Origin of the sequence: Catellatospora vulcania, from assembly GCF_009720385.1 — a bacterium.
GTDB lineage: Bacteria > Actinomycetota > Actinomycetes > Mycobacteriales > Micromonosporaceae > Catellatospora > Catellatospora vulcania.
In genome coordinates this window covers 33,138-49,615 of sequence record NZ_WARX01000037.1, presented here as the reverse complement: position 1 = coordinate 49,615, position 16,478 = coordinate 33,138, and the positions used below count along the sequence as shown (strand labels likewise).

12 protein-coding genes and 1 pseudogene are annotated in these 16,478 nt (G+C 71.5%); 9 read left to right on the top strand and 4 right to left on the bottom strand.

Going from position 1 to position 16,478, the window contains the following annotated elements; all coding sequences use genetic code 11:
- The first annotated feature begins 66 nt into the window (after positions 1-66).
- Positions 67-1,029 carry a glycosyltransferase family 2 protein gene (locus F6W97_RS38980; RefSeq protein WP_155375626.1) on the top strand — a complete coding sequence of 321 codons (963 nt, stop codon included), beginning with the start codon at positions 67-69 and terminating at the stop codon, positions 1,027-1,029.
- A 60-nt stretch (positions 1,030-1,089) separates the two neighbouring features.
- On the opposite strand, the gene arc is transcribed toward F6W97_RS38980, so the two are convergent.
- The gene (gene arc, locus F6W97_RS38975; RefSeq protein ID WP_155375625.1) at positions 1,090-2,856 is read right to left on the bottom strand and encodes a proteasome ATPase; all 1,767 of its coding nucleotides are present in this window, start codon (positions 2,854-2,856) and stop codon (positions 1,090-1,092) included.
- 194 nt (positions 2,857-3,050) lie between these two features.
- Between arc and F6W97_RS38970 the strand changes: the two genes are divergently transcribed.
- The gene (locus F6W97_RS38970) at positions 3,051-3,335 is read left to right on the top strand and encodes a ferredoxin (RefSeq protein ID WP_230687339.1); all 285 of its coding nucleotides are present in this window, start codon (positions 3,051-3,053) and stop codon (positions 3,333-3,335) included.
- Between the two features lie 172 nt (positions 3,336-3,507).
- Here the strand turns inward: F6W97_RS38970 and F6W97_RS38965 are convergent, their stop codons facing one another.
- Genes F6W97_RS38965 through F6W97_RS38955 form a run of 3 tightly spaced genes read right to left on the bottom strand, consistent with a single transcriptional unit; the run spans position 3,508 to position 6,115 of the window.
- Positions 3,508-4,062 carry a hypothetical protein gene (locus F6W97_RS38965; RefSeq protein ID WP_196279528.1) on the bottom strand — a complete coding sequence of 185 codons (555 nt, stop codon included), beginning with the start codon at positions 4,060-4,062 and terminating at the stop codon, positions 3,508-3,510.
- Positions 4,063-4,078: 16 nt separating this feature from the next.
- Positions 4,079-5,038 (bottom strand): tRNA (adenine-N1)-methyltransferase, encoded by a 960-nt coding sequence (locus F6W97_RS38960; RefSeq protein WP_155375623.1) that lies wholly within the window; start codon positions 5,036-5,038, stop codon positions 4,079-4,081.
- A 24-nt stretch (positions 5,039-5,062) separates the two neighbouring features.
- Positions 5,063-6,115, bottom strand: coding sequence for a M50 family metallopeptidase (locus tag F6W97_RS38955; RefSeq protein ID WP_155375622.1), 1,053 nt, complete (start codon positions 6,113-6,115; stop codon positions 5,063-5,065).
- A gap of 187 nt (positions 6,116-6,302) precedes the next feature.
- On the opposite strand from F6W97_RS38955, the gene F6W97_RS38950 reads away from it, so the two are divergent.
- The 7 genes and pseudogenes from F6W97_RS38950 (at position 6,303) to F6W97_RS38920 (ending at position 16,197) form a co-directional block, all read left to right on the top strand.
- Positions 6,303-7,187, top strand: a complete 885-nt coding sequence (locus tag F6W97_RS38950) for a RecB family exonuclease (RefSeq protein ID WP_155375621.1) — start codon at positions 6,303-6,305, stop codon at positions 7,185-7,187.
- A 22-nt stretch (positions 7,188-7,209) separates the two neighbouring features.
- The gene (locus F6W97_RS38945) at positions 7,210-8,508 is read left to right on the top strand and encodes a sensor histidine kinase (protein WP_230687338.1); all 1,299 of its coding nucleotides are present in this window, start codon (positions 7,210-7,212) and stop codon (positions 8,506-8,508) included.
- A 13-nt stretch (positions 8,509-8,521) separates the two neighbouring features.
- Complete coding sequence (locus F6W97_RS38940; RefSeq protein ID WP_269059733.1) at positions 8,522-9,193, top strand: response regulator; 672 nt, start codon at positions 8,522-8,524, stop codon at positions 9,191-9,193.
- A 73-nt stretch (positions 9,194-9,266) separates the two neighbouring features.
- A pseudogene (locus F6W97_RS38935) lies at positions 9,267-10,022 on the top strand (ABC transporter ATP-binding protein); the annotation flags it as partial.
- Between the two features lie 92 nt (positions 10,023-10,114).
- Entirely contained in the window at positions 10,115-12,667 is a 2,553-nt protein-coding gene (locus tag F6W97_RS38930; protein ID WP_155375619.1) for an ABC transporter permease, read from the top strand.
- A gap of 198 nt (positions 12,668-12,865) precedes the next feature.
- Positions 12,866-13,654, top strand: a complete 789-nt coding sequence (locus F6W97_RS38925) for an ABC transporter ATP-binding protein (protein ID WP_155375618.1) — start codon at positions 12,866-12,868, stop codon at positions 13,652-13,654.
- On the top strand, positions 13,654-16,197 hold the full coding sequence (locus F6W97_RS38920) for an ABC transporter permease (RefSeq protein ID WP_155375617.1): 2,544 nt from the start codon (positions 13,654-13,656) through the stop codon (positions 16,195-16,197). Before F6W97_RS38925 ends, F6W97_RS38920 begins: the two co-directional genes overlap by 1 nt.
- Positions 16,198-16,478 lie beyond the last annotated feature (281 nt).

Genomic DNA, 16,478 nt, shown 5'->3' with positions numbered 1-16,478 from the left:
CGGGACGCCGGCCGGGATACCATCCCCGTTCTGGACCTGCGCTCCTCCGATGAAGGATCCTGCGAGATGACTGCTCCGGCGCTGTCTGTCGTCATCCCCATGTACAACGAGCAGGAGGTGCTGCCGCTGCTGATCGCGCGGCTGCGGCCGCTGCTGGACGGTGCCGGGCTGGATTACGAGGTGGTCGCGGTCGACGACGGCAGCGTGGACGCGACCGCGCCGATGCTGCTGCTGGCCTGCCGCCAGTGGGCGCGGTTGCGGGTGGTCCGGCTGCGGCGCAACAGCGGCCACCAGGCGGCGCTGACCGCGGGCCTGCACCGGGCCCGGGGCGAGTTCGTGGCGAGCATCGACGCGGACCTGCAGGACCCGCCGGAGAAGATCCTGGAGATGCTGGCGCTGGCGCGGGCAGAGTCGCTGGACATCGTGTACGGCGTGCGCGACGACCGGACCGCGGACACGTTCTTCAAGCGGCATACCGCGCAGGCGTACTACCGGGTGATGCGGCGGCTGGTCGGCAAGAAGGTGCCGCACAACGCGGGCGACTTCCGGCTGCTGAGCCGGGACGCGGTGGAGGCGCTGCGGGCGATGCCGGAGCGCCGGCCGGTGTACCGGCTACTGGTGCCGTGGCTGGGCTTCCCGAGCGGCGAGGTGCGCTACCGCCGGGAGGTGCGCGCGGCGGGCAGCACGAAGTACCCGCTGAGCAGGATGGTCAAGCTGGCGGTCGACAGCGTCACGGACTTCTCGGCCGCGCCGCTGCGCCTGGCGACCTGGTCGGGGCTGCTGAGCTTCGTGGTGTGCTTCGTGCTGGGCTGCTACAGCGTGGTGCGGTTCGTGATGGGCGAGACGGTCAGCGGCTGGACGTCGCTGTTCACCGCGATCCTGTTCCTGGGCGGGGTGCAGCTGCTGTGCCTGGGCCTGCTGGGCGAGTACCTGGGCCGGTTGTACGCGGAGGTCAAGGGCCGCCCGACGTACATCGTCGGGTACGACTCGGCCGAGGCCGGCGAGCAGGCGTTCGCCTCGGTGCGCTGAGACGAGGGACGGCGCCCGCCCCCTGGAAGCAGGGGACGGGCGCCGTTTTCGTGCCTGCGGTCAGAGGTACTGGCCGGTGTTGCTGGCCGTCTCGATCGACCGGCCCGACTCGGTGCCCTTGCCGCCGGAGACCAGGGTGCGGATGTACACGATCCGCTCGCCCTTCTTGCCGGAGATGCGGGCCCAGTCGTCGGGGTTGGTGGTGTTGGGCAGGTCCTCGTTCTCGCGGAACTCGTCGAGGCAGGCGTCGAGCAGGTGCTGCAGGCGCAGCCCCTTCTTGCCCGAGGACAGGAACTCCTTGATCGCCATCTTCTTGCCGCGGTCCACGATGTTCTGGATCATGGCGCCGGAGTTGAAGTCCTTGAAGTACAGGACCTCCTTGTCACCGTTGGCGTAGGTGACCTCCAGGAAGCGGTTCTCCTCGGTCTCCGAGTACATCCGCAGCACCACCGAATTGATCATCGCGTGCACGCACGCCTCGGCGGAGCCACCGTGCTCGGCCAGGTCGTCCGGGGACAACGGCAGACCGGTCAGGATGTACTTGCTGAAGATGTCCTTGGCCGCTTCGGCGTCCGGACGCTCGATCTTGATTTTGACGTCGAGCCGGCCCGGACGCAGGATCGCCGGGTCGATCATGTCCTCGCGGTTCGAGGCGCCGATGATGATGACGTTCTCCAGGCCCTCGACACCGTCGATCTCGCTGAGCAGCTGGGGAACGATGGTGTTCTCCACGTCGGAAGACACACCGGAGCCGCGGGTACGGAAGATCGAGTCCATCTCGTCGAAGAACACGATCACCGGCGTGCCTTCCGAGGCCTTCTCACGGGCCCGCTGGAAGATCAGCCGGATGTGCCGCTCCGTCTCACCGACGTACTTGTTGAGCAGCTCCGGACCCTTGATGTTGAGGAAGTAGCTGGTCTTCTTCTCCTCGCCGCGCCGCTCGGCGATCTTCTTGGCCAGGGAGTTCGCGACCGCCTTGGCGATCAGCGTCTTGCCGCAGCCGGGAGGACCGTAGAGCAGCACGCCCTTCGGCGGGCGCAGCTGGTGCTCGCGGAACAGGTCCGCGTGCAGGAAGGGCAGCTCCACGGCGTCGCGGATCTGCTCGATCTGGGACACCAGGCCACCGATGTCGTGGTAGTCGACGTCGGGCACCTCCTCCAGAACCAGGTCCTCGACCTCGCTCTTGGGGATGCGCTCGTAGGCGTACGCGGACCGGGGTTCGATCATGAGGGAGTCGCCGGACCTGAGCAGCCCGCCGATCAGCCCCTCCGCGAGGAACACGATCCGCTCCTCGTCGGCGTGCGAGACCACCAGTGCGCGGTCGCCGCCGTCGAGGATCTCCTTGAGGGTCACCACCTCGCCGGCCCGCTCGAAACCGAGCGCGTCGACGATGTTGAGGGCGTCGTTGAGAAGCACCTCCTGTCCCCGTTGCAGCGCGTCGACGTCCAACGACGGCGACACTGCCACTCTCAGCTTGCGACCGCCCGTGAAGACGTCCACCGTGCCGTCCTCGTGCCGCGTGAGGAAGACGCCGTACCCGCTGGGCGGTTGCGCCAGCCGGTCGATCTCCTCCTTGAGCGTCACGATCTGGGCGCGCGCCTCCTTGAGCGTGGCCACCAATCGCTCGTTGTTCTCCGTGAGCCGCGACAGCTGGGCCTGGGTCGCGGCGAGCCGCTCCTCCAGTTGCCTCACGTGCCGCGGGCTCTCACTCAACTTGCGCCGCAACAGGGCGAGCTCCTCTTGCAGGAACGCGACCTGAGTGGAGAGATCGTTGGCTTCCTTCTCCCACCGCGCGGCGCGCGCATCCGCGTCGTCGCTCTTTGCCACGTCCCACCTCCCCGGGGGTGTCCTCCCGCCGGTCCTACCTCGTTCGGCCGACGTTTAGGGTGCTCCTAACACTAGCGGCTGATCGCCTCAGTTGAACCCTCCCGACACCCCCGTACCCAGAACTGGATCGAGAATCTGCCCTGTCGGCCGACCTCCCCCGGGCCCGCGCGGAGCGGGACGCTAGGGTCGGAGGCGTGAGTGAGCTACGGGTGCGAGTGGATCAGGACCTCTGCACGGGCGACGGCCTGTGCGTGCAGTACGCCCCCGAGGTGTTCGAGTTCGACGTCGACGGCCTCGCGTACGTCAAGGGTGACGACGGGGAACTGCTGCTCAACCCGGGTGCGACCGTCGAGATCCCGGCGCATCTGCGCCTGGAGGTCATCGATGCCGCCCAGGAGTGCCCCGGCGAGTGCATCCACATCCAGCGCACCCATGACGGGGAACCCCTGTCCGAGGAAGAACGCGCCACCCTCCGCTGACCTTCCCGGGTCCCACCATCCGGACACCCGGCCCCCCGCCGTCGCCGCCGCCCGGCCATGATCGGCCGTCGCCGGCCGTGATCGGCGTTTCGTGTCACAAAGTGCGGTCTGACCACACCTTCTGACACGAAACAGCGATCTTCACCCGCAGCGCGGGAGCGGCGAGGCGGCGTCAGAGCATCGGGCGGCCGGCAAGAGACGCCACGAGCTGGGCGAACTCCTCCAGGCGGGCGATCTGGCCGGAGCCGCCGTCCTCCAGGGTCTTGCCGAAGCGGAGCGCGTCCTGGCGGACCACGTGGTGCGGGTCGTCGAGCGGGTGGCCGTTGCTGGACTCGTCCAACGAGCTGAGCAGCAGGTACACGTCGACGCTGTCGACCCGCAGGTGGTTGCCGGCGGTGCGGCTCAGCCGGCGGCGGCAGCCCACCTCGGTGATGACCGACAGCGGCACCACCCGCAGCGACGAGACCATCGAGCCCGCCGGGCCGTCCCCCGGGGCGGTGTCCTCGCCGTGCCACAGCAGCAGCCGGGAGCCGTCGCAGACGACGACCTCCTGCCACACGCCGTTGAACTCGTTGACGAAACGCTCCAGCGTGAATCCGAGCACCTGGGTGCCGCGCAGGACGCCCTCCAGGGCGTCCAGCGCGACCTCCGGATCACGCAGGTAGGCGCGGGCGGCGCTGTCCAGGTCCGGGTAGGGCGACCAGTCGGGGAACACGGCCGGGGGCACGTTCACGGGTGTACTCCTACTCCCAGACCTCGTCGGCGACGGCTCCGGCGTCGGGGGCCTCGGTGGGGGCGGCGGCCTTCTTGCGCAGCTCGTACGCCTCACGGCCCTTGCTCGGCTTGCGGCGGCGCGGCGGCGCGGTGACCCCGGGGGCCAGCTTGCGGGCGCGCACCAGGAACGCGGTGTGCGCGATCATGCGGTGGTCCGGCCGGACGGCCAGGCCGTCGGCGTGCCAGTCGCGCACCAGCGACTCCCAGGCCAGCGGCTCGGTGAAGCCGCGCTCGCGCAGGGCCTCGACCAGCTCGGACAGCTGCGGGGTGGTGGCCACGTAGCCGATGAACACGCCACCGGGCAGCAGGCACCGCTCGACCATGTCGAGGGCCGCCCATGGGGTCAGCATGTCCAGGATGATCCGGTCGAACCCGGTCTCGGTGTTGTCGGCGACGTCGCCGACGTTCAGGTGCCACGACGGCTGCAGCGGGTCGGCGGGCTTGCCGTCGTCGGCCCAGGTGCTGCCGAACCAGTTCTGCACGTTCTTGCGGGCCACCGCCGCGAAGTCGTCGCGCAGCTCGTACGACCACAGCTGCCCCTGCGACCCCACGGCGCGCAGCAGCGAGCAGGACAGCGCGCCCGAGCCGACGCCCGCCTCCAGCACCTTCGCGCCGGGGAAGACGTCGCCCATGGCCACGATCTGCGCCGCGTCCTTGGGGTAGATCACCTGGGCGCCGCGCGGCATGGACAGCACGTAGTCGGCCAGCAGCGGGCGCAGCGCCAGGTAGGCGGTGTTGCCCGAGGAGGTCACCACGCTGCCGTCGGGCAGGCCGATGAGGTCGTCGTGGGCGAGGATGCCGCGGTGGGTGTGGAAGGCCTTCCCGGGCTCCAGCACGATGGTGTGCATCCGGTTCTTCGGGTCGGTCAGCTGCACCCGGTCGCCGGCGACGAAGTTGCCACGTCGCGCGGGCGGCGTCGGTTCGGTCATGATCCGTCAGGTTCCTGTCTCACGTCAGTTTGCGGCTTTGAGCGCCGCGGGGTCGAGCACCTGCACCACGTCCATGACGGTGAGCACGCCCACCACATTGTCCCCGTCGACCACGAGGTAAGGAGTGGCCGGGTCCCCCCGGAGGAGCTTGATCACGTCGGCGCCGCGGGTCCCGGACGGGATGACGGCCACCGCGTCGATGGCGCGGGCCAGCGTCTCCACGGTCACCCAGGGCCGGCGCTGCTCCGGCACGGCCGCCGCCGCCTCCGGCACGACCAGCGCGATCAGCCGGCCGTCCGGGTCGGCCACGCCCAGCACCGCGGCGGTGTGCCCGGCCTGCGCGGCGCGCCGGGTCGCCTCGGCCAGCGAGGTGCCGGACGGCACCGTGAACAGCGGCCGGGCCAGGCGCACCGGGTCGACCAGCGGGTAGCGCGAGCGCACCCGGGCGGTCATCACCGCGCCCGCCGCACCCTGCCAGATGCTGAACGCGACGAACATGCCGAACACGACCCCGACCAGCTCGTACAGGCCGGTGAAGTAGAGCCACACCGAGACCAGCGCGGTGGCCACCGCGACGACCCGGCCGGACCAGCCCGCGAACAGCAGGCCCGCGTCCTTGTCGTCCTTGATGCCCCAGACCACGGCGCGCAGCGCGCGCCCGCCGTCCAGTGGCCAGCCGGGCAGCGCGTTGTAGATCGCGACGATGATGTTGCACAGCGCGAGCTGGAAGGCGATCTGGTCGACGAGGGTGCCGTCGGGCAGCAGCACCGTGGCGATCACCGAGCCGATGCCGAGCAGTGCGGACACCGCGGGTCCGGCCAGTGCGGTGGCCAGCTCGACGCCGGGGCGCGGCGAGTCGTGCTCGAACTCGGTGTAGCCGCCGAGCAGGTCCAGCGTGATGCCCTTGACGCCGATGCCGTAATGGCGGGCCGTGACGGCGTGGCCGAGTTCGTGTAGCAACACCGACAGCAGCAGGCAGGCGACGAAGCCGAGCCCGGCCAGGTAGCGCGCCGCGCCGTCGAGGTGCAGGGTGTTGCCGAGGCGGTCGGCGTAAAGGACGGTGATCAGCAGCGACATGATCACCCAGGAGACGCTCAGACGCAGCGGAAACCCGAGAATGCGGCCGACTTGGAAGCCGGATCTCCGCTCGCCACGCGGAGCGGACTTTGGTGTCGATTCGGTCACAGCGTCGTCTCCATCGTGACCATGCTATGTCGTGGCGGCGTGCGGGACCCCGTCGTACCGCTCGCCTAACCTGTGGGTCATGACCGAGCAGGCGTCCGTCCCCCTCCCCTCGCTGTCGCCGTCCCGGGCGGCCGACTTCAAGACCTGTCCCCTGCTCTACCGGTTCCGCAGCATCGACCGCATCCCCGAGCAGCCCACCCCCGAGCAGGTGCGCGGCACGCTCGTGCACGCGGTGCTGGAGAAGCTGTTCGACTCCCCCGCCGCCGAGCGCACCCGCCCGGTCGCGGACGAGATGGTGACGCCGCAGTGGGAGCGCCTGGTCGAGGAGCAGCCCGAGCTGGCGACCCTGTTCGACGCCGAGGAGTCGATGAGCCGCGAGGAGTTCCTGTCCTCGGCCACCGAGCTGCTCGGCGGCTACTTCGCGGTGGAGGATCCGCGGCGGCTGGAACCGGCCGAGCGCGAGCAGCTCATCGAGGCCGTCCTGGGGGCGCAGGGCGAGCAGCAGCTGCTGATCCGCGGCTACATCGACCGGCTCGACGTGTCCCCCGACGGCGCGATCCGGGTGGTCGACTACAAGACCGGCGGCGCGCCCCGGGAGGCGTTCGAGTCGCGGGCGCTGTTCCAGCTCAAGTTCTACGCGCTGGTGCTGTGGCGCACCCGGGGCGTGGTGCCGCGGGTGCTGCGGCTGCTCTACCTCAAGGACGCCGAGGTGTGCGACTACACCCCGGACGCCGAGGAGCTGACCCGGTTCGAGAAGACCCTGTTCGCGCTGTGGAAGGCGATCGAGTCCGCGACCGCGGCCCAGGACTTCCGGCCCAAGCCGAGCAAGCTGTGCGCGTGGTGCAGCCACCAGCAGCGCTGCCCGGAGTTCGGGGGCACCCTGCCGCCGTTCCCGCAGCAGGTGACGGCGCGCACGGTGGACAGCAGGCAGGCCCGGCTGACTGCGGCCCAGCCCGAGGGGTGACCCGACCAGGTAGCCTGCCCGCGTGCCCCTGACCCCGCTGACGCAGCGCCTGACCTGGTGGAAGCCTGCCTGGTGGACGCCGCTGCGCGCGGACGCGGCGCTGGCCGCCGGGCTGTTCGTGGTGCAGATCAGCCTGGCGTACGCCGAGCCGGGCTGGGGCCTGCGGACCAGCGCGGCCACCGTGCTGTGGTGCGCGGTGACGCTGCTGCCCGTGATGCTCCGCCGCACCCACCTGTGGCTGGGCGTCGCGGCGACGGCGGCGTTCACCGCGATCGGCCTGCTGTGGCCGGAGTCGCTGATGGGCGGGCAGGGCGTCGCGCTGTGGGTGCTGGCGTACACGGCGGCCGCGTACGAGCGGTGGTGGCGGGCCGTGCTGGCCACCCTGGCGCTGTGGCTGGTCAACGACCTGATGTGGGTCTGGGCTTACCACAACGACGTGATGGCCGCCGCCGCCGGCACGGAGCTGATCACCATGTCGGCGGGGATGGTCGTCAACCTCGTGGTGATGGTGATCACCTTCTTGATCGGACGCACCGTGCGGGCCCGGCGCGAGGCGTCCGTGGCGCTGGCCGAGCGGGCCCAGGCGGCCGAGGCCAATCAGCAGGCGCTGACCGAGCAGGCGGTCGCCGAGGAGCGCCGCCGCATCGCCCGGGAGCTGCACGACGTGGTCGCCCACCACGTCAGCGTGATCGGCGTGATGTCCACCGGCGCGCGGCGCATGCTGCACCGCGACCCGGCCGCCGCCGACGAGGCCCTGGCGACCATCGAGCAGACCAGCCGCACCACCCTGCGCGAGCTGCGCCGGCTGCTGTTCGTGCTGCGTTCGGAGAGCGCCCGCGACGACGACGCGGACCGCAGCCCGCAGCCGGGCCTGTCCGCGCTGCGGTCGCTGGTGGAGCAGGTGTGCGAGGCGGGACTGTCCACGTCGCTGCGGGTGGACGGCGAGCTGGGCGAGGTCGACCCGGGGGTGGCCCTGACGGCGTACCGGATCGTGCAGGAGGCGCTGACCAACGCGCTCAAACACGCCGGGCCGGCGCGGGCCGAGGTGCGGCTGGCCGTCGACGGGCGGCTGCTGACGATCGAGGTGTTCGACACCGGCCGGGGACCGTACGCGCGTACCCTCTCCGCAGACGGGATCTCGATCGGCTCGGTCACCGGCCACGGCCTGCTCGGCATGCGCGAGCGCGTCGCGGTGTACGGCGGCGCCCTGCGCACCGGTCCCCGTCCGGGCGGCGGGTTCCGGGTGCACGCGCGGATACCCATCGAACAGGCAGGGGCGGCTGCGGCGGCCCCCGAGGCGGAAGCGGAGGTCGCAGGGTGACGGTGGTTTCGCGGTGAAACCGATCCGGGTGCTGCTCGCCGACGACCAGCCGCTGCTGCGCAGCGGCTTCCGCATGGTGCTGGGCGCGGAGCCCGATCTGGACATCGTCGGCGAGGCCGCCGACGGCGTGGAGGCCGTGGACCTGGCCCGGCGGCTGCTGCCGGACGTGGTGCTGATGGACGTGCGCATGCCGCGCCGCGACGGGGTGGCCGCGACCCGCGACATCACCGCGGCGAAGCTGCCGGTGCGGGTGCTCATCCTGACCACGTTCGACCTCGACGACTACGTGGTCGGCGCGCTGCGCGCCGGGGCCAGCGGCTTCCTGGCCAAGGACGTGCCGGCCGACGAGCTGGTGGCCGCGATCCGCACCGTCGCCGCGGGCGAGGCGGTGGTCGCGCCGCGCATCCTGCGCCGGCTGCTGGACCGCTTCGCGAGCCTGCTGCCCGACCCGGACGTGACCGTGCCGCACTCGCTGAGCACGCTGACCGAGCGGGAACGCGAGGTGCTGGTCCAGGTGGCCCGGGGACTGTCCAATGCGGAGATCGCGCGGGCGCTGACGGTGAGCGAGACCACAGTGAAGACGCACGTCGGGCACATGCTGACCAAGCTGGGGCTGCGCGACCGGGTGCAGGCCGTGGTGCTGGCCTACGAGACGGGCCTGGTACGACCCGGCTCTACTACTTAAGGAGGAGCCGGCCGCCCGCAAGACCGTCCCGAGGTCTGAGGGAGGGGTGGACAGGCGCTGACAGCCTGTGGGCATGACTTCTCCGGTAATCGACACACCCGCCGCCGGCGCCGGCGCCGCGGCCCGCGCGGCTGATCTTTGGAAGGTGTACGGCTCGGGCGAGGCGCAGGTGATCGCCCTGCGCGGGGTGAGCGTCGAGCTCGAACGCGGCCGGTTCACGGCCATCATGGGCCCGTCCGGCAGCGGCAAGTCCACCCTGATGCACTGCATGGCGGGCCTGGACTCGGCCACCCGCGGTCAGCTCGCCATCGGCGACACGGCCCTGAACGGCCTGGGCGACGCGGGTCTGACCCGGCTGCGCCGCGAGAAGGTCGGCTTCATCTTCCAGCAGTTCAACCTGCTGCCGACGCTGACCGCGGAGGAGAACATCCTGCTCCCGCTGGCCATCGCCGGGCGCAAGCCCGACCCGCAGTGGTTCAAGACGGTCATCGAGACGGTGGGCCTGGGCGACCGGCTGCACCACCGCCCGAACCAGCTCTCCGGCGGCCAGCAGCAGCGCGTCGCGTGCGCGCGGGCGCTGGTGTCGCAGCCCGAGGTCATCTTCGCCGACGAGCCGACCGGCAACCTGGACAGCCGCTCCGGCGCGGAGATCCTGAGCTTCCTGCGCCGCAGCGTCACCGAGCACGGCCAGACCATCGTCATGGTCACCCACGACGCGAACGCGGCCAGCTACGCCGACCGGGTCATCTTCCTCGCCGACGGGCAGATCGTCGACGAGCTGCGCGAGCCGACCGCGGACGCGGTGCTCGACCGGATCAAGCGTCTGGACGTCGTGTCCTCGCCGACGGGCGGCCCCGACGGCCCGCCCGGACAGCGCACCGCCGAGGACTCCCCGGCGGCGACCGCCACGGGAGCCTCCGAATGATCAAGGCCAGCCTCCGCGGCCTGCTGCAGCGCAAACTGCGCCTGTCGCTGGCCGTCTTCGCCATCGTGCTGTCGGTGGCGTTCCTGGCCGGCAGCCTGGTGCTGTCGGACACCCTGAACGCGCGGTTCACCGCCCTGTTCAGCACCATCAACCAGAACGTGTCGGTGGTGGTGGCTGCCAAGGACCCGCAGGCGGTCGAGCCCGCCCGGCTGACCGACGCGCAGCTGCGCGCCCTGTCCGAGGTCGACGGCGTCAAGGCCGTCTCGCCGGACGTCAGCGCCCAGGGCGTGATCCCGTTCCGGGCCACCGACGGCGAGCCGGTCAGCGCCGACGCGGCGCTCGGCTTCGGCGTGGACGGCAACGACGACCCGCTGGGCCTGGTCGAGCTGCGCGAGGGTCGCTGGCCCACCGCCGAGGGCGAGGTGACGATCACCGCGCACACCGCCGAGCTGGCCAAGGTCAAGCGCGGCGAGCAGCTGAAGGTGTACCTGCCGGTGCTCAACGAGCCGCGCTCGTTCACCGTCGTCGGCGTGGCCGGCTACTCCGGCGGCCGGGACAGCCTCGCCGGCGAGGTCGTGGTCATGTTCCAGCAGGCGTTCGCGCAGCAGACCTTCTACGGCGGCACCGGCCTGTACGGTGGCGCGTCGTTCGCCGCCGAGGACGGTGTCAGCGACGACACGCTCAAGCAGCGGATCGTCGAGAAGCTGCCGGCCGGGTTCAAGGCGCTGACCGGGCAGGAGAGCAGCGAGGAGCAGTCGGCGCAGGTCGGCGTGCTGTTCGACGTGTTCAAGTACATCCTGATCGGGTTCGCGGTGGTCGCGGGCGTGGTCGGCATCTTCCTGATCTTCAACACCTTCAACATCATCGTCGCGCAGCGCACCCGTGAGCTGGCGCTGCTGCGGGCGCTGGGCGCCGGGTGGGGTCAGGTCGCTGGATCGGTGCTGCTGGAGGCGCTGATCGTCAGCCTGGTCGGCGCGACCGTCGGACTCGCGGCCGGCATCGGCGTCGCCGCGGCGGGCGAGGCGGCGATCACCAGCCAGGTGGAGCTGCCCGCGGCCGGGCTGGTGATCGCGCCGCTCACGGTGATCCTGGCCTACCTGCTGGGTGTCGTGGTGACGCTGATCGCCGCGTTCGTGCCCGCGGTGCGGGCTTCGTCGGTGCCGCCGGTGGCCGCGATGCGCGACGTGGTGCGCCCGGACAAGTCGCTGACCGCGCTGTCGATCGTCGGGGCGGTGTTCGCGCTGCCCGGCATCGGCCTGGTGCTGCTCGGCGCGTTCGCCGACCTGGGCGGCACCGCGTTCCTGGTGCTGCTCGGCGGCGCGGTGCTGGTGTTCATCGGGGCGCTGCTGCTGTCGCCGCTGCTGGCCCGCCCCATCGTGCGCGGGCTGGGGGCGCTGATCGGCCGGGGCTCGGCCGGCAACCTCGGGGTGCGCAACGCGGCGCGCAACCCGCGCCGCACCGCCGTCACCGCCGCCGCGATCATCATCGGCGTCACCGTGATCGGCATGACCGCGACCGTGGTCCAGTCCTTCAAGACCAGTCTTGAGGACATCATGGGCGACAACATCGGCGTCGAGGTGATGATCCAGGCGAACGTCACCGCCGCCCCCGACGGCCGGCAGGGCTTCAACCCGAAGGCGCTGGACCAGGTACGCGCCATACCGGGCGTGAAGGAGGCCGCGGCCTGGCACTTCGACGCGCTCGGGGTGAGCGTCGCCGGGCAGCCGCAGGCGTTCGGCATCTTCGCCACCGACGTCGGCCAGGCCTCGCGCATGTTCCCGTTCGACGCGACCGACGGCCAGATCCGCACCCTGGCCGCGCAGGAGCTGGTGCTCGACGACAACATCGCCGAGACGCTCAAGCTCAAGGCGGGCGACCGGACCCCGGTGGTGATCGGCGGGGTGACCCGCGACTACACCGTGGTCGGCGTGTACCAGGCGACGCCGATCATCCAGGGCATCCTGGTCGGCGAGGCCGCGGTCGCGGACTTCCCCGGGCCGCTGGCGTTCCAGGGCTTCGTCTCGCTGAACGACGGCGTCGACGCGGCCCCCGTGGTCGAGAAGATCGAGACGATCATGAAGGACTACCCGGGCGTGCAGGTCGGCGATCGGCAGTCCTACGTCGACCAGGCCACCGCCAGCTACGACTTCCTGCTGATCGCGGTGCAGATCCTGCTGCTGGTGGCCCTGGTCATCGCGCTGCTGGGCATCCTGAACACGCTGGTGCTCAGCATCGTCGAGCGCACCCGCGAGCTGGGCCTGGTCCGCGCGGTCGGGCTGAGCCGGTCGGGCCTGGTCTGGATGGTCACCGTCGAGTCGGTGCTGATCACGGTGTTCGGGGTCTTCCTCGGGTTGGCTCTCGGGGTCGGTCTCGGGGCCGCGTTCACCAAGGCGCTGATGACGCTGGAGTTCGCGACGGTCATCGCGATCCCGTGGCTGGAGCTGGGGCAGTACCTCCTGGCCGCGGTCGTGGCCGGCGTGCTCGCGGCGGTCATCCCGGCGCGCATGGCGGCCCGGCTCAACGTGCTGGACGCCATCTCCTACGAGTAGCCGCCCGCCCGGGTCAGGGTCGCCCCTGACCCGGGCGTGGGGCCTTCCCCGCGTGCGGAAGCCCGGGGACGCTCACCCCGCGGGCCGAGGTCCGCGGCGCTTTCCCCGCCGACGATGAGTACACCGGCCGGTCGCGTGCCCCCGCCTTGGCTACGCGGCCGGCCGGTCCATGTCGCCGACCCGCCGAGGGAAGAACTCATGACAACAGCAGCCCCGCCCCTGACCCGCCAGCGCGCGGAGACCTCCGCCGCCCGCGCGTCCCAGGTGTGGAAGGTGTACGGCACCGGCGAGGCACAGGTGGTCGCCCTGCGCGGGGTCGACGTCGAGCTCGAGCGCGGCCGCTTCACCGCCATCATGGGCCCGTCCGGCTCCGGCAAGTCCACCCTCATGCACTGCCTCGCGGGCCTGGACTCGGTCAGCCGCGGCCAGGTCTTCGTCGGCGACACCGAGGTCACCGGCCTGTCCGACGCCGGGCTGACCCGGCTGCGCCGCGAGAAGATCGGTTTCATCTTCCAGCAGTTCAACCTGCTGCCGACGCTGACCGCCGAGGAGAACATCCTGCTCCCGCTCGCGATCGCCGGGCGCAAGGCGGACCCGCAGTGGTTCAAGACGGTCATCGAGACGGTGGGCCTGGGCGACCGGCTCGGCCACCGCCCGAGCCAGCTCTCCGGCGGCCAGCAGCAGCGCGTCGCCTGCGCCCGCGCGCTCGTGTCCCGGCCGGAGGTCGTCTTCGCCGACGAGCCGACGGGCAACCTGGACAGCCGCTCCGGCGCCGAGGTGCTGGGCTTCCTGCGCCGCAGCGTCACCGAGTACGGCCAGACGATCGTCATGGTCACCCACGACGCCGTCGCCGCCTCGTACGCCGACCGGGTCATCTTCCTCGCCGACGGCCAGATCGTCGCCGAGCTGACCGCGCCCACCCCGGAGCGGGTGCTGGACACCCTGAAGAGCCTGGACCGCCCCGCGCCGCTGGGGACCGACCTCTGATGCTGCGCGCCACCCTGAAGAGCCTGCTCGCCCGCAAGCTGCGCCTGGTCCTGTCGGGCCTGGCCGTGCTGCTGGGCGTGATGTTCGTGTCCGGCTCGTTCGTGCTGACCGACGCGCTGGGCCGCTCGTTCGACAACATGTTCTCCTCGGCCATGGCCGAGACCGATGTGCTGGTCACCGCCCGCCCGGCCATCGACGTGTCCGAGCTGGAGGGCGAGTCGGTGCCCGGCATGCTCGCCGCCGCCGACCGCGACGCGGTGGCCGCCGTGCCCGGCGTCGCCGAGGCCGTCGGCGTGGTGCAGGCCGACGGCGCCCGCGTGATCGGCACGGACGGCAAGGTCGTCGCCTCGTTCGGCCCGCCGCGCTTCGGCGCGAACTGGACCGGCGAGACCGGCGGCCTGGAACTGCGTGAGGGCCGCGGGCCGACCGCGGCCGACGAGATCGCGGTCAACGTGACCCTGGCCGAGCTGAGCAAGCTCAAGGTCGGCGACCGAGTCGGCGTGCTGACCACCAAACCCAAGCAGATGTTCACGCTCGTCGGCGTCTTCGGCTACGAGGGCGGGCTGCCCGGCCAGGGACCGGTGCACGAGGTCCGGTTCACCGAGCCGGTGGCCCAGGAGCTGATGCTGGGCGCGCCCGGCGCGTACACCAGCCTGAGCGTGACCGCCGCGCCCGGCACCGATCCCGCCGCCCTGCGCGACGCGATCAAGTCGCGGCTCGGCGACAAGTACGTCGTGCAGACCGGGCAGGAGGCAGCCGCGGCCATCGCCGGCGGCTTCAAGTCGTTCCTGTCGCTGTTCAACAACATCCTGCTCGGCTTCGCCGGGGTGGCGCTGTTCGTCGGCACCTTCCTCATCCTCAACACGTTCTCGATCATCGTGGCGCAGCGGACCAGGGAACTCGCGCTCAGCCGGGCGCTGGGCGCGAGCCGCCGCCAGGTCATCGGCTCGGTCATGGTCGAGGCGCTGGCCATCGGCCTGCTCGCCTCGGTGCTCGGCCTGGCCGCGGGCGTCGGCGTCGGCGCGCTGCTGGCGAAACTCGCCGCCGACTTCACCAGCATCGTGCTGGCCTCCATCGGCGTACCGCTCGCCGCCGTGATCAGCGCGTTCGCCGTCGGCATCGGCGTCACCGTGATCGCGGCGCTGCTGCCCGCGGTGCGCGCCTCCCGGGTGCCCCCGGTCGCCGCGCTGCAGGAGGTCGCCACCCCGGACCGCCCGCTCACCAGGCTGACGATCAGCGGCGCCGTGATCGGCGCGCTGGGCGCCGGCGCTATCGCGTTCGGGCTCGCCAGCAGCGGCGACGCGGTGATGTGGCTGCTGCTGGGCGGGGTGCTCGCCACCTTCATCGGGGTGTCGCTGCTGAGCCCGGTGCTGGCCCGCCCGGTGGTGTCCGTGCTCGGCCGGCTGTTCTCCTGGTCGGTGCCGGGACGGCTGGGGCGGCTCAACTCCGGCCGCAACCCGCGCCGTACCGCGATCACCGCGGCCGCGCTGATGGTCGGGGTCGCCCTGATCACCGGCGTGAACACCACGATCTCCTCGGCCGACAAGAGCCTGCGCGGCGACGCCGAGACCGGCTTCCAGGCCGACCTGATCATCTCGGGCCAGGAGTCGCCGGGCGTGCTGCCGACGTTCGACGAGGCGCTGCTGCCGCGGATGCGGGCGGTGCCCGGTATCGGCACGGTCACCGCCGAGTACAACGACCAGGCCCTCATCAACGAGGAGCCGAGCTGGGCGGCCGCGGTCACCGACCTGCCGGCCGTCGTCCGGGACCTGTCGCTGGTGAAGGTCGCGGGTTCGCTGGCCCAGCCGGGGCCGGGCGAGGTCGTCGTCGACAACGAGAACGCCACCGAGGCCGGGCTGGCCGTCGGCAGCACGGTCACCGTGAAGCTGCCCAAGGGCGAGCCGACGACGTACCGGATCAGCGGCGTCTACGAGCGGGCGCCGTTCTACGGCGGCTTCATCTTCGGCACGGACGTGGTGCCGGGGATGCGCTTCCCGCAGCCGTCGTTCGCGTACGTCCGGCTCGCCGACGGCGCGGACGCCGCGGCGGCCCGTACGGGCCTGGAGGCGCTGCTGGTCGACAGCCCGGAGATGCTGGTCGAGGACAAGCAGCAGTACCTGGACCGGGAACTGGGCGAGGGCGCCCAGCTGCTCCTCATGATCCAGATCCTGCTGGGCCTGGCCATCGTCATCGCGGTGCTGGGCGTCATCAACACCCTGGCGCTGTCGGTGCTGGAGCGCACCCGCGAGCTGGGCCTGCTGCGCGCCATCGGGCTCAGCCGGGCGGCGACCATGCGCATGATCACCGTCGAGGCTGTGGTGATCACGGTGTTCGGCGTGCTGCTGGGCGTGGCCGTCGGCATCGGACTCGGCGCGGCCGTGGTCCAGGGCCTGGCCGACGAGGGCCTGAACACCCTCGCCGTCCCCTGGCCCGCCATCGGCCTCTACCTGGCCGCCGGTGCCGCCCTCGGCGTCCTGGCCGCCGTCCTGCCCGCCATCCGCGCCGCCCGCATCAACGTCCTCACCGCCATCGCCCACGAGTAGCCAACCCCCGGGGGGATGAAAGGAAGGGCACCTTCACATCGCTATGCGATGTAGAAGGTGCCCTTCTTAACGTCCCCAGCGATCCTCGCTGGGCCGAGCCGGGCGGTGGCTCCGCGCTGGAGGTGGGGATCGCTGTTGCGGTCAGGAGTGTGCCCAGAGCTCGGATTCTGAACACAAACAGCGATCTCCGCCCGCCGGTTCGCGGTGAGAGGCAAGCCTGGCGGGCGTCGCCGGCGAGGGAGGGGCCGATTGCCAAGATGTCTTTGCAAAGATATCTTGGC

Excerpts from the sequence above, each read along its gene's own strand:
- F6W97_RS38980 (WP_155375626.1), top strand. The coding sequence starts at position 67 with ATGACTGCTCCGGCGCTGTCTGTCGTCATCCCCATGTACAACGAGCAG.
- F6W97_RS38960 (WP_155375623.1), bottom strand. The coding sequence starts at position 5,038 with ATGACCGAACCGACGCCGCCCGCGCGACGTGGCAACTTCGTCGCCGGC.
- F6W97_RS38955 (WP_155375622.1), bottom strand. The coding sequence starts at position 6,115 with ATGTCGCTGCTGATCACCGTCCTTTACGCCGACCGCCTCGGCAACACC.
- F6W97_RS38950 (WP_155375621.1), top strand. The coding sequence starts at position 6,303 with ATGACCGAGCAGGCGTCCGTCCCCCTCCCCTCGCTGTCGCCGTCCCGG.
- F6W97_RS38930 (WP_155375619.1), top strand. The coding sequence starts at position 10,115 with ATGATCAAGGCCAGCCTCCGCGGCCTGCTGCAGCGCAAACTGCGCCTG.
- F6W97_RS38925 (WP_155375618.1), top strand. The coding sequence starts at position 12,866 with ATGACAACAGCAGCCCCGCCCCTGACCCGCCAGCGCGCGGAGACCTCC.
- F6W97_RS38920 (WP_155375617.1), top strand. The coding sequence starts at position 13,654 with ATGCTGCGCGCCACCCTGAAGAGCCTGCTCGCCCGCAAGCTGCGCCTG.